Genomic DNA, 12,953 nt, shown 5'->3' on the forward strand with positions numbered 1-12,953 from the left:
CTGTGTGCGTGCTGCCGCCCCGCCGCTGCCGGAGACGCCGCTGTTCGACAGCTTTGGCACCGCCGACGGCCTTCCATCGAGCAAAGTCTATGCGCTCGCGCAGGATCGCGAGGGCTTTCTCTGGATAGGCACCGTGGAGGGCCTGGCCCGCTACGATGGCGTCGGCTTCGAGGTCTACCGGCACGCTTCCGACAATCCGCACTCGCTGCCGGCCAACAACGCCCAGGCCCTGCACGTGGACGGCGAGGGGCGCCTGTGGGTTGCGACCGAAGGCGGCGGCATCAGCCTGCTGGACTCGCAGCGGCCACCGCGCTTCCGCCACTTCAACCGCAGCACCGATCCGCGGATCGAAGCCGACGATGTGTTCGCGATCGCCAGCGACGCTGACGGCAGCCTGTGGTTCGGGGGTTTCCGCACCGGTCTGTATCGCATGCATCTCGGGCGGGGCGAACTGGATGTCTACCGCCATGATCCGGCGCGCGCCGGCAGCCTCGGCGGCGACACTGTCCTCTCCCTGCTGCAGGAGCGCGACGGCACCCTGTGGATTGGCACCACCGGAGGCCTGTGCCGACCGCTGGGCGCAGGCTTCGACTGCCATCGCCCGCCCTCCGCCGCTGCCCGTGGGCACTGGATCTGGCAGCTGGCCGAGCGTGCCGACGGCGGCTTGCACGTGGGCACTGCCGACGCGCTCTGGCGCTTCGACCTGGATGGCGACGGCCCGCGCTTCGCGCGCTGGGAACGGCTGCCGACGGCCAACGTGCTGTCCATCCTTGACGAAGGCGATGGTCACCTCTGGGTGGGTCTTTCGACCGGGCTGCAGAGCCTGCGCGGGCAGGACTGGATTGCTGCCGACGTGCAGCCCGGACTGCGCGGGGCGTTTCCGGGGCGGATGGTGATGTCGATCCTGCGCGACCACGAGGACGGCCTGTGGTTCGCTTCCGACGGCGGTGGGCTGGCGCGGCTGCCGCCGGCCTGGCGCGACTTCAGCGTGCTGCGTCGCGAGCCCGAGCGCCGTGGCTCCGTGCCGCTCAGCCTCGCCGAGGCTCGCGATGGCGGACTGCTGGTGGTGGGCCACGCTTTCGAGCTTGAGCGCCTCGACTTGGGCAGTGGCGAAATCCGCACCCTCCGACCGGGCGAGGATCTGGCGCCGAATCGCCCGCGCTCGGTGCTGCAGCGCGCCGACGGCAGCCTCTGGCTGGGCCTGTTGGATGGCCTGCTGATCCGTTTCGCTGACGGCCGCGAGCAGCGCTTTGGCACCGACGGCGAACATGCCGTTCCCAGCGGCGAGATCGACCACCTGCTGGAAACGCCCGAGGGCATCTGGCTGGGCGTGATCGGCGGCGGCCTGCAGCTGCGCGATCCCCAGGGGCGCGTGCTCCGCGATTTCGGCGGCCCCGTGGCTGGCGGCGCACTGGTCGAGACCGAACATCTGGCGCGCGCGCCGGACGGTGCGCTGTGGTGGGCCGGCCCGGGAGGATTGTTCCGGCGTCCGCCCGAGGGCGGCGAATTCACGCCGGTGCCCGGCTCGCCGGCGACCCGGGTTTTCGGCTTCGACTTCAGCGGCGGCGATGAGCTCTGGCTGCACCATCTCACCGGACTCGAGCGACATCGCTGGGATGGTTCCGCGCTGGAACGCATCGAAAGTATCGGCGTCCAGGCCGGGCTGCCCGAAGTGGAGTCGGGTGGCCTGGTCGTGCTGCCTGACGGCGAGCTCTGGCTGACCACCGGCCGCGGCCTGTTCCGCTACCGCCCGCCGCTGGACGGCGAGTTGGCCGAGCTGCGCCAGTTCACCGAGCGCAACGGGCTGCCCAGCAGCGAGTTCCGCAATCGCCAGGCCCCCCTGCTGACCCGCGAGGGCTACATCGCCGCGCTGACCCTGGGCGGCGTGGTGGTGTTCGATCCCGCCCGATTGCGCGGCCCTGCCAAGCCTTCGCCGCTGCACTGGCACGAGGCCTCGGTGATCCGGCGCGGCGAGCGCATCGAGCTGCCGGCGGGGCCGATCGAACTGCAGCACGGCGACCGCGATCTGCGCATCGGCCTGCGCCTGCTGTCCTTTGCCGATCCCGGCACGCACGCCTACCGCTTCAGGCTCGAAGGCGTCGACCCCGGCTGGATCGAGACCGGTCGGGTGCCCGAGCGCGCCTACGCGCAGCTCCCGCCCGGCCGCTACCGGCTGCAGGTCAGCGCGGCCGGGGCCGATGGCCGCTGGGTCCCGGCGCTGATCCGCGAACTGCATGTGGCGCCCGCCTGGTGGTGGACGCCAGCGGCATGGGTCGCCTACGCGGTGTTCGCGCTGCTGGCGCTGCTGATGCTGGTGCTGGCCTACCGGCGGCGACTGGCGGCGCGCTATCGGCTGCGCATGGCCGAACAGGCGCAGCGCCTCGCGCAGGAGGCCTCGGAGGCCAAGGGCCGGTTCCTGGCTACCCTGGGGCATGAGGTACGCACGCCGATGGCTGGCCTGCTGGGCATGAACGCCCTGCTGCTGGCCTCGCCACTGAACGCCGAACAGCGGCGCCAGGCCGAGGCCGTGCGTCGCTCCGGACAGATGATGCTGAGGCTGGTGAACGAAGCGCTCGACGTCGCGCGCATCGAGGCCGGCAAGCTCGAGCTGCTGCCGCAGCCGGTGGATCTGCCGGCGCTGCTCGAGGAGGTGGTGGAACTGCAGCGCCCGCTGGCCCGGGCCAAGGGACTGCGGCTCACGCTGAGCGTGGCGCCCGACGCTGCGCTGCAGATCGAAGTCGACCCCCTGCGCCTGCAGCAGGTCCTGCTGAATCTGCTGGGTAACGCCGTCAAGTTCACCCGCGAGGGCGCGGTCGAGCTGCAGGTCTCGGCCTTCGACTGCGCGCGCGCCGCCCGCGTCGGGCTGCGTTTCGAGGTCGTCGACACTGGGCCCGGCCTCAGCGAGGCCCAGCTGGCCGGGCTGTTCCAACCCTTCGCCCAGGCCGATGGCGCGCGCACCGCGCGTGAGCACGGCGGCAGCGGGCTGGGACTGTCGATCAGCCGGCAGCTGGCCGAGGCGATGGACGGCAGCGTCAGCGCGCGCAGCGCGCCCGGCCTTGGCAGCCGCTTCGCGCTGCAGATCGCAGCGCCTGTTCTTGGCGCAGCGCTGCCTCGCGGTGCGCCGGCGGCGCCACCGGTGCCGTCCGTCCCGCGGATCGAGCTCGCCGTACTGCTGGTCGAAGATCACCCGGACGTGGCTGAGGCCCTGGTCGGCCTGATGCGCACCTGGGGCTGCCGGGTCGAGCGCGCGGCCCACGCCTTGGAAGCGCTGCCGCTGCTGGAGGCGCAGCAGTTCGATGTTGCCGTGCTGGATATCGATCTGCCGGGCGTCGACGGCTTCCAGCTGGCTGGCCTGCTGCGGGGGCGGGTGCCGCGCCTGGTGGCGCTGACCGCGCGCGCCGAAGCCGACAGCGCCGCGCGCGCGGCCGAGGCGGGCTTCGCCGTGTTCCTGCGCAAGCCAGCCGAGCCGGCCGAACTGCGCGCGGCGCTGGGGGGTGTCGCGACGGACGGTAGCTCCCCGGCCTGCAAAGAATGATGGCTGCGCCGCCAGGGCGAGGCAGGGCGCTTCACAGCGGGCGCGGCAGTTGTCAGGCTTCGCGTCTGGACAGTCCGGCCCCACGGCACCCCGCCGGGGCCCCAGTCGGGGAGAGTGGCGATGCATGCTGAGGACGGCGCTGCGGTGCTGGTGGTGGATGACAGCCGCGTCTCGCGGATGATGCTGGCGGCCCTGCTGCGCGAGCAGCGCCCGGGGCTTGAGATCCACGAGGCTGCCGACGGCGCCGAGGCGGTCGCGCGTGCCGCCGAGCTGAAGCCCGATCTGATCACCCTCGATATCAACATGCCGGTGATGGACGGCTTCGAGGCCGCCGAGCGCATCCGCGCCCTGCTGCCGCAGACCACCATCGTCCTGCTCACCGCCAATGTGCAGGCTGCCAGCAAGGCGCGCGCCGAGGCGCTGGGCGTGCACTTCCTCGCCAAGCCGATCACCGAAGCGGTGGTGCGACAAGCGCTGTCGCTGTGGGAGGCCGGCCATGGCTGAGACCTTCAACGCGCTCGAGCTCGATGCGCTCGGCGAGCTGTTCAACATCAGCGTCGGACGTGCGGCCTCCTCGCTCAGCGAGCTGACCGGCGAGACCGTCAGCATGAGCGTGCCGCTGGTGCACCTGCTCACGCCGCCCAAGCTGGTCGATCTGCTCGATCCCGAGCGCGAACGCCGCCTGACCAGCGTCAGCCAGCGTTTCGAGGGCAGCTTTTCCGGACGCGCCCTGCTGATGTTCCCGAGCGAGACCAGCCTCGAAGTGGTGCGCCTGATGCTGGGCTCGCAGACGCCGCTGGACCAGCTCACCGAGATGGAGCAGGACGCGATGTGCGAGATCGGCAACATCATCCTCAACACCTGCTTCTCGACCATCGCCGACATGCTGGGCGAGCGCTTCGACTGCGCCCTGCCGGCCTTCGAGCTGGCCGGTACCGAGGAGCTGCTGGGTCCGGTCGGCGAGGACGGCCACATCCTGTTCGTGCAGATCCAGCTGGCGCTGGAGCAGCGCGACATCGAGGGCTTCGTCGCCTTCATCCTTGGCGCGTCCAGCCTGCTCAACCTGCGCGCCGCGCTGGCGCGCATGCTGGGCCCCGCGGCCGCCGAGCCATGAAGCCGCTGGAAGGTCTGTGCGCGGTCGTGCTCGATCACCTGCGCTCGGGCGTGCTGGTGCTCGACGCCGGACAGCGCGTGCGCTACCTGAACCCCTGGCTCGCGGCGGCGCTGGGTGAGGCCGCCGCAGGGGCTGCCCTCGGCGAGCCGATCGCGAGGCTGCTCGAAGGCGCGTCGGGACGCCGACTGCAGGCCGCGATCGACGCGGCGCTGCGTGGATTGCCGGGGCTGCTGTCGACCGGCCTCAACCCGCACCCGCTGCCGCTGCGCCAGCGTCGTGCCGACGGCAGCGAGGGCGAGCCGATGGCGCAGTCGGTGCAGGTGCAGGCGCTGCACATCGGCGACGAGCCCTGCGTGCTGGTGACCGTGGCCGACGTCAGCGCGATGATGCGGCGCGAGGGCCTGCTGCGCGAGCAGGCGGAAAAGCTGAGCTCGCTGTCGCTGACCGACGAGCTGACCGGCATCGCCAACCGCAGGCGCCTGAACCACTACCTCGAGGACAGCCTGCGTCGCGCGCAGCGGGCCGAAGCGCCGCTCAGCGTGATCCTGCTCGATATCGACCACTTCAAGGCCTACAACGACAGCCTCGGCCACATCGCCGGCGATGCCTGCCTGGTCAGCGTGGTCGACTGCCTGAAGTCGCTGGTGCGCAGCGCCGGCGACCTGCTGGCGCGCTACGGCGGCGAGGAATTCTGCGTGGTGCTGGCCGAGGAGGGCGGACACTCCGCGCTCGACGTCGCCGAGCGCCTGCGCCAGGCGGTGGAGTCGCTGCGCCTGCCGCATCCGGCCAGCCCGACGGCTGCCCACATCACCATCAGCCTGGGCGTGGCGACCTGGACGCCCGAGCGGCGCCTGAGCGCCACCGGTCTGCTGCTGAAGGCCGACCGCTACCTGTTCGAGGCCAAGCAGGGCGGGCGCAACCGGGTAGCGCCGGGGCGGTGATCCGCAAGCGCACGGCAGGCCCGGCGGTGGCCACGCCCGGACGCGCCCGGACTGCGGCGCTCAGCGCTTTGCGCTGAGCGCGTGCACTGCCTCGACCAGGGCCGCCACGTGCTCCGGGTTCATGTCCGGCGAGACGCCGTGGCCGAGGTTGAAGACATGGCCGGGGCCCTCGCCGTAGGAGGCCAGGGTCGCCGCCACTTCGGCGCGGATCACTTCGGGTTCGGCGTACAGCACGCAGGGGTCGAGATTTCCCTGCAGCGCCACGCGGCCGCCGGTGCGCGTGCGCGCCTCGGACAGGTCGGTCAGCCAGTCCACGCCCAGGGCCTCGGCGCCGGTGTCGGCCAGCTCGCCCAGGTAGGCGCCATTGCCGCGGCCGAACAGGATCAGCGGGGTGCGCTCGGCGCCCTGGCCGCGGTCCAGCGCCTCGGCGATGCGCTTCAGATAGCGCAGCGAGAACTCGCGGTACAGGCGCGGGCTCAGGACGCCGCCCCAGGTATCGAAGACCTGCAGGGCCTGCGCGCCCGCCGCGCGCTGCGCGGCCAGGTAGGCGATCACCGCCGCGGTGGTGACTTCGAGCAGGCGATGCAGGGCGGCTGGCGAGTTCAGCGCCATCGCCTTGATCTTGGAGAAATTGTCCGAGCCGCCGCCTTCGACCATGTAGCAGGCCAGGGTCCACGGGCTGCCGGAGAAGCCGATCAGCGGCACCCGGCCGTGCAGCTCACGGCGGATCAGGCTGACCGCGTCCATCACATAGCCGAGGTCCTGCGCCATGTCGGGCACGGCGAGCCTCGCGATGTCGGCCTCAGTGCGCACCGGGCGCTCGAACTTCGGGCCTTCGCCTTCGGCGAAATACAGGCCCAGGCCCATCGCATCGGGCACGGTGAGGATGTCGGAGAACAGGATGGCCGCGTCGAGCGGGAAGCGTTCCAGGGGCTGCAGGGTGACCTCGCAGGCGAAGTCCGGGTTCTTGGCCATGGCCAGGAAGCTGCCGGCGCGGGCGCGGCTGGCGCGGTACTCCGGCAGGTAGCGGCCGGCCTGGCGCATGATCCAGATCGGCGTGCAGTCCACGGGCTCGCGGCGCAGGGCGCGCAGGAAGCGGTCATTCTTGAGGGGTTCGAAAGTCATCGACGCGGCGCCTCCGCGCCTTCGGAAAAGGTGATGCGGAAGCCGCGCTTCAACTGGGCGTCGCGCGCCGCCTCGAAAGCGGCGAGCGCCTCGGCCTGGCCGGGGTAGACCTCGCGCTTGGTGCTGGCGCGGCCGCCGACCTGGCCGCTCTCGCGGTGCAGCCACCAGCTGCCGAGCAGGTCTTTCTCCAGCGTGAGTTTGAGGTAGCGGGTGGGCTCGCCGGCGGCCGGCGGCTGCTGCAGGAAAATTCGCATGGGGCGCAGTTTAGCCGTTGCGGCTGTGCCCCAGACGCCGGAACAGCCACTTCTCGATCTCCAGCACCACCAGCAGCAGCACGCCGATGCCGATCACCAGCAGGCCGTCGCGCAGCGACACCGCCTCGGTGTGGAACAGCGCCTGCAGTGCCGGCAGGTAGGTGAAGGCCAGCTGCGCCAGCACCACGCAGCCGACGCCGATCAGCACCGCCGGCGTGCCCAGCACGCCCTGCCAGCTCAGCGAGCTGCCGCCGATGTAGCGCACCGCGAACAGGTAGAAAATCTCCAGCACCACGATGGTGTTGACCACGAGCGTGCGCGACAGCTCCAGGCTGTAGCCGGCGGCCTGGCTGGCATAGAACACGCCGAAGGCGGCGATCACCACCAGCACCGAGACGAAGGCCACCCGCCAGAGCAGGAAGCCGTCGAGCAGCGGGGCGCTGCGACCGCGCGGCGCGCGCTGCATGACGCCCGGCTCGGCCGGCTCGAAGGCCAGCGTCAGGCCCAGCGCGACGGCGGTGACCATGTTGATCCACAGGATCTGCACGGCGGTCACCGGCAGGGCCAGGCCGAACAGCAGCGCGGCGAGGATCGCCAGCGCCTCGCCGCCATTGGTCGGCAGGGTCCAGGCGATGACCTTGCGCAGGTTGTCGAAGATCACCCGGCCCTCGCGCACGGCGGCGACGATGGTGGCGAAGTTGTCGTCGGCCAGCACCATCTCGGCGGCCTGCTTGGCGGTTTCGGTGCCCTTCATGCCCATCGCCACGCCGACCTCGGCGCGCTTCAGCGCCGGCGCGTCATTGACGCCGTCGCCGGTCATCGCCACCACCTCGCCCTGCGCCTGCAGGGCTTCGACCAGGCGCAGCTTGTGCTCGGGCGTGACCCGCGCGAACACCTGGATGGCGCGCGCGGCCTCGGCGAAGGCCGCCGCATCGAGCGCGTCGAGCTCAGGCCCGGTGATCACCCGCGGGCTCTGGTGCAGGCCGAGCTCGCGGGCGATCGCCAGCGCAGTGGCGGCGTGGTCGCCGGTGATCATCTTCACCCGCATGCCGGCGCTGCGGCATTCGGCAACGGCCTGGACGGCCTCCTCGCGCGGCGGATCGATCAAGCCGACCAGGCCGAGCAGGCGGCAGCGGCCGGGCAGGGCGGCATGCTCCAGCGCCTGGCCTTCCTGCAGCGGCGCTTCGGCCAGCGCCAGCACGCGCAGGCCGCCAGCGGCGAGGGCTTCGACGCGGCGCCGCCAGTGATCGGTGTCCAGCGGGCGTGCGCCGTCCTCAACGGCGACTTCGGCGCACAGCGCCAGCACGCGCTCGGGCGCGCCCTTGACCAGGGCCATGCGCGCGTCGCCGATGCGGTGCTCGGTGGCCATGTAGAGATGTGCGCTGTCGAAGGGCAGCTCACTGAGCCGAGGATGGGCGTTCTGCTCGGCCGCTTCGTCCAGGCCAAGCCGCTGCGCGAAGGCGCGCAGCGCGCCCTCCATCGGATCGCCGAGCACGCCCCAGTCGCCGGAGTCCTCGGCCAGCAGGCGGGCGTCGTTGCAGAGCAGGGCGACGCGCGCGGCGCGGGCGGCGATTTCGGCCGGTGGATCGGCGCCCTGCCAGTGCACCTCGCCGTGTGGCGCGTAGCCCAGGCCTTCGATGCGGGCCTCGCCCTCGGCAGCGACCAGGCGCTCCACACTCATCTGGTTGCGGGTCAGCGTGCCGGTCTTGTCCGAGCAGATCACGGTCACCGAGCCCAGCGTCTCCACCGCCGGCAGCTGGCGAACGATGGCGCGGCGCGCGGCCATGCGTTGCACCCCGATCGCCAGGGTGATGGTCATGACCGCGGGCAGGCCCTCGGGGATCGCCGCCACCGCCAGCCCGACCACGGCGAGGAAGGCCTCGGTCCAGTCGGTGCCGTGCAGCCAGACCGCCAGCAGCAGCACCAGCACCGACACCGCGAGGATGAAAACGGTGAGCTGGCGGGCGAAGCGGTCCATGCGCTCGATCAAGGGCGTGCGCAAGGTCTGCACCTCGCCGATCAGGGTGCTGATATGACCGAGCTCGGTGGCGGCACCGGTCGCAACCACCAGCCCGCGCGCGCTGCCGGTGGCGACCAGGGTGCCGCTGAAGGCGAGACAGCGGCGATCACCGAGCGCGCTGTCGGCGGCCACCGGCTCGGTGGTCTTCTCCGCGGCGACCGATTCGCCGGTCAGGAGGGCTTCGTCGATCCGCAGGCTGTGGGCCTGCAGCAGGCGCAGGTCGGCCGCTACGCGGTCGCCGGCCTCCAGCAGCACCACGTCGCCCGGGACCAGGTCTTCCGCCGGCAGCGAGACGCGCTGGCCGTCGCGCAGCACCTGGCAGCGCGGATCAATCAGGCCGCGGATCGCTGCCAGCGCATTCTCGGCGCGGCCCTCCTGGATGAAGCCGACCACGGCATTGAGCAGGACCACCGCGAAGATGACGATGGCATCCAACGCATGGTCGAGCAGCAGGGTCAGCAGGCCCGCGCCCAGCAGGACGTGGATCAGCAGGTTGTTGAACTGGGCCAGGAAGCGCCGCAGCGGGCCGCGCCGCGGCGGTTCGGGCAGGCGGTTCGGTCCGTGGCTGGCGAGACGGCGTCCGGCCTCGGCCGATGACAGTCCCGTGGCCCTGGCAGCGAGCGCGTTCAGCGCGGTGGCGGTCGTCTGTGCGTGCCAGTCCGTGCTGCTGATCGGGCTTCTCGGCGGCGTTCTTGCGTCGGCGGACATGCGCGGTCTCCAGCGGCTCGGCCTCCGATTCAAGCACGCCAGCCGCCGCGCCGAGGGGCTTTGCTCAAGTGTTCCGCCGCAGACCGATTGGCGCGGCGGGCGCCCCAGCGCCGATCAGGCTGCCAGCGCCGCCAGCACGGCGTCTTCGTCCACGCCTGCGACGATCTCGGCCGCACCGGCCTGCTTCCACAGGATCAGGCGCAGCCGGCCCGACAGGGCTTTCTTGTCCAGGCGCATCAGCTGCAGCAGGTAGGCGGGATCGAAGCCGGGCGGGATTTCGACCGGCAGGCCAAGGCGCGCAAGCAGGTCCGACAGGCGTCGTGCATCCGCTGCCGGCGCCCGGCCGAGCTGCGCCGACAGCCGGGCCGCGATCACCATGCCCAGGGCGACCGCCTCGCCATGGCGGAAGCGCTCGTAGCCGCCCGCGGTCTCCAACGCATGGCCGAAGGTGTGGCCGAAGTTCAGCAGGGCGCGCTCGCCCTGTTCTGTCTCGTCGCGGGCAACCACGTCGGCCTTGTAGCGGCAGCTGCGCAGGATGGCTTCGGCCAGCGTGTCGGCATCGCGCGCCAGCAGCGCATCGGCATGGTCGTCCAGCCAGTCGAGGAAGCCCGCATCGAAGATGGCGCCGTACTTGACCACCTCGGCGAGCCCTGCGCGCAGCTCGCGATCGGGCAAGGTGGCGAGGGTGTCGGTATCGGCGATCACCGCGCGCGGCTGGTGGAAGGCGCCGACCAGGTTCTTGCCCTGCGGCAGGTCGACGGCGGTCTTGCCGCCGACCGAGGAGTCGACCATGGCCAGCAGGGTGGTGGGCATCTGGATGAAGGCGATGCCGCGCATCCAGCAGGCGGCGGCGAAGCCGGCCAGATCGCCGACCACGCCACCGCCGAGGGCGATCACACAGGCATCGCGGTTCGCGCGCAGCCCTGCCAGCGCGTCGATGGCCTCGCCGAAGCGGGCGAGGGTCTTCTCCTGCTCGCCTGGTGGCAGCACCAGGCTGGCGTGGTCCAGGCCGTCGAGGCCGGCGCGCACGCGCTGCAGGTAGTGGCCGGCCACAGGGTCATCGCAGACCACCAGTACCTGCCGCCCGGGCAGCAGCGGCCGCCACAGCGAACTGTTCTGCAGCAGTCCGGGGCCGATGTGGATGGGATAGCTGCGCTCGGCGAGCTGGACGTCAAGACTGCGCACGGGATTCGGGTCCGGGACTCGGGGACAAGGGGAGGGGCCGCCGCCAGCGGCGATCGAGCACGCGGGCGAGGCGATCCGCCGCCGATCCGACGTGGGACTGGTTGGACTCGAACACCAGGTCGCAGACCTCGCGGTACAGCGGGTCGCGCAGGCGGGCCATGTCGGCCAGGCGCTGGTCGCGGTCGGGTACGGCCAGCAGCGGCCGGCTGCCGTCGTTTCGCAGGCGCTTCAGCTGCTCCTCGACCGAGGTCCGCAGCCAGACCACGAAGCCAGCGCCGCGCAGCAGCTCGCGATTGTCTGCGCGCAGCACCGCGCCGCCGCCGGTGGCCAGCAGCAGGCCGCCGGCGCTGCTGCCGAGGACCGCGGCCAGGGTGGCATGCTCGCGTTCGCGGAAGCCCGCTTCGCCCTCGTGTTCGAAGATCAGCGGAATGCGCGCGCCGCAGCGCTGTTCGATCTCGCGATCAAGATCGATGAAGCGCAGCCCGAAGCGCTTGGACAGGCGTCGACCGATGGTGCTCTTGCCGGCGCCCATCGGCCCGACCAGGATGAGGTTCGACGCGGGATTCATGGGCGGATGCTAGCATCGCCGGCTGGTCTTCCCCGGGTGTCGCCGATGCTGCGCTTCTTCCTCATTTTCATGGGCCTGCTGATCACGCTGTTCGCGGCGCGCATCAGCACCTACGGCACGAAGTACGTGACCGAGCCCTTCACCGGCGTGCTGGCCGATATCAGTGCGCACCTGATCATGATGTTCGATGCGAACGTTCACGCCGAAGGCGTGATCATCCAGAGCACCACCAACGGCTTCGCGGTGGCGATCGCGCCCGGCTGCGACGGCATCGAGGCGGTGATCATCCTGATCTCGGCGCTCGTGGCCTTCCCCTCACCCTGGAAGCACAAACTGATCGGCGCGGTGATCGGCTTTTTCTGCATCCAGGCCCTGAACCTGGTGCGCATCATCAGCCTGTTCTACATGGGCCAGTGGAGCCAGGTCGCCTTCGACTGGTTCCACCTCTATTTGTGGCAGGCCCTGATTGTCCTCGACGCGCTGGCGGTCTGGCTGATCTGGCTGCGCTATCTGCCGAAGACGCCGCGGCGACCGCCGCCGCCGAGTTCGCCGGGCGAGCCGGCCGCGGCGTGATGCGCGGCGCCCCGCTGGAATCGAGCCTCTGGCCAGTCGCGTGAATCCGCCGATCCGACGCCCGCGTCGCGTGTTGATCGCCGGCTGCGGCGACCTGGGTGGCCGGCTGGCGCGACTGCTGCTTGCGGCGGGGGACGAGGTCTTTGGGCTGCGTCGCAACGTGGCGGCACTTCCGCCGAGGGTGCAGCCCGTCGCAGCCGATCTCTTCGATCCGCACAGCCTTCAGCGCCTGCCCGAAGCGATCGATGCCGTCATCTGCACCATGACGCCGGCAAGCCGTGACGCAGCGGGCTACCGGCGCGCCTACATCGAGGCGCCGCTCAACCTGGTCCAAGCGCTGCTGCCGGCTTCGCCGCGCTGGCTGTTCGTCTCCAGCACGGCGGTCTACGCCGGCGATGACGGGCGCTGGATCGACGATGACAGCCCGGCCACAGCGGACAGCTTCAACGGACAGCTGCTGCTGGAGGCCGAGCGCAGCCTTGCGGCGCTCGTTCCGCACTTCCTTGCGCTGCGTCTGGCCGGCATCTACGGCCCGGGGCGGCGCATGATGCTGCGGCGCGCGGCGTCGGGCCAGCCGGCCAAGCCCCATTGGGGTAATCGCATCCATGCCGATGATGCGGCGGCGGCGATCGCATTCGCCCTGGATCGCCCGTCGCTTGAGGGCGCGATGATCGTCAGCGACGGCGCGCCGGCGCGCGAGGACGTGGTGCTCGCCTGGCTGGCGGAGCGCTTGGGATGTCCGCCTCCCAGCCTGCAAGGGGCGCCCGAGAGCGGCCGTCGGATCGCCCCGAAGCGCCTCTTCGCGGCCGGATTCGTCCCGAATTACCCCGATTTCCGACTGGGCTATTCGTCACTGCTGCAGGAGACGGAGTGAGCGGCTATAGTGCCGTCACATTTTTTTTAGCCCGGATGCCGCCCCGACACGGGCGA

The 12,953-nt window shown here is 71.2% G+C and carries 11 protein-coding genes; 6 read left to right on the forward strand and 5 right to left on the reverse strand.

Features of this window, described 5'->3' with window-relative positions; genetic code table 11:
- Window positions 1-4: 4 nt before the first annotated feature.
- The 4 genes from Q0654_RS21150 to Q0654_RS21165 all read left to right on the forward strand — a co-directional run bounded on the left by Q0654_RS21150 (window position 5) and on the right by Q0654_RS21165 (window position 5,590).
- Complete coding sequence (locus Q0654_RS21150) at window positions 5-3,535, forward strand: two-component regulator propeller domain-containing protein (RefSeq protein WP_298857130.1); 3,531 nt, start codon at window positions 5-7, stop codon at window positions 3,533-3,535.
- A 120-nt stretch (window positions 3,536-3,655) separates the two neighbouring features.
- Window positions 3,656-4,039, forward strand: a complete 384-nt coding sequence (locus Q0654_RS21155) for a response regulator (protein WP_298857132.1) — start codon at window positions 3,656-3,658, stop codon at window positions 4,037-4,039.
- Window positions 4,032-4,649 carry a chemotaxis protein CheX gene (locus Q0654_RS21160; protein WP_298857133.1) on the forward strand — a complete coding sequence of 206 codons (618 nt, stop codon included), beginning with the start codon at window positions 4,032-4,034 and terminating at the stop codon, window positions 4,647-4,649. Before Q0654_RS21155 ends, Q0654_RS21160 begins: the two co-directional genes overlap by 8 nt.
- Complete coding sequence (locus Q0654_RS21165; protein WP_298857135.1) at window positions 4,646-5,590, forward strand: GGDEF domain-containing protein; 945 nt, start codon at window positions 4,646-4,648, stop codon at window positions 5,588-5,590. The genes Q0654_RS21160 and Q0654_RS21165 overlap by 4 nt, the downstream gene beginning before the upstream one ends.
- A 60-nt stretch (window positions 5,591-5,650) precedes the next feature.
- Here Q0654_RS21165 and hemE read toward each other — a convergent pair whose 3' ends face one another.
- The 5 genes from hemE to Q0654_RS21190 form a co-directional block, all read right to left on the reverse strand.
- Window positions 5,651-6,715 carry a uroporphyrinogen decarboxylase gene (hemE, locus tag Q0654_RS21170; protein ID WP_298857137.1) on the reverse strand — a complete coding sequence of 355 codons (1,065 nt, stop codon included), beginning with the start codon at window positions 6,713-6,715 and terminating at the stop codon, window positions 5,651-5,653.
- Window positions 6,712-6,969 (reverse strand): hypothetical protein, encoded by a 258-nt coding sequence (locus tag Q0654_RS21175; RefSeq protein ID WP_298857139.1) that lies wholly within the window; start codon window positions 6,967-6,969, stop codon window positions 6,712-6,714. Before Q0654_RS21175 ends, hemE begins: the two co-directional genes overlap by 4 nt.
- Window positions 6,970-6,979: 10 nt before the next feature.
- Window positions 6,980-9,697, reverse strand: coding sequence for an HAD-IC family P-type ATPase (locus Q0654_RS21180; protein ID WP_298857141.1), 2,718 nt, complete (start codon window positions 9,695-9,697; stop codon window positions 6,980-6,982).
- Window positions 9,698-9,811: 114 nt separating this feature from the next.
- A complete protein-coding gene (aroB, locus tag Q0654_RS21185; RefSeq protein WP_298857144.1) occupies window positions 9,812-10,882 on the reverse strand; it encodes a 3-dehydroquinate synthase in 1,071 nt (356 codons plus the stop codon).
- Entirely contained in the window at window positions 10,869-11,450 is a 582-nt protein-coding gene (locus tag Q0654_RS21190) for a shikimate kinase (RefSeq protein WP_298857146.1), read from the reverse strand. Before Q0654_RS21190 ends, aroB begins: the two co-directional genes overlap by 14 nt.
- A gap of 45 nt (window positions 11,451-11,495) precedes the next feature.
- Between Q0654_RS21190 and xrtH the strand changes: the two genes are divergently transcribed.
- Window positions 11,496-12,023 carry an exosortase H gene (gene xrtH / locus Q0654_RS21195; RefSeq protein WP_298857148.1) on the forward strand — a complete coding sequence of 176 codons (528 nt, stop codon included), beginning with the start codon at window positions 11,496-11,498 and terminating at the stop codon, window positions 12,021-12,023.
- A gap of 40 nt (window positions 12,024-12,063) precedes the next feature.
- Window positions 12,064-12,897 (forward strand): NAD-dependent epimerase/dehydratase family protein, encoded by an 834-nt coding sequence (locus Q0654_RS21200; protein ID WP_298857150.1) that lies wholly within the window; start codon window positions 12,064-12,066, stop codon window positions 12,895-12,897.
- The last annotated feature ends 56 nt before the right edge of the window (window positions 12,898-12,953 follow it).

Origin of the sequence: uncultured Aquimonas sp. (genome assembly GCF_937888285.1) — a bacterium.
Classification (GTDB): Bacteria; Pseudomonadota; Gammaproteobacteria; order Xanthomonadales; family Xanthomonadaceae; genus Aquimonas.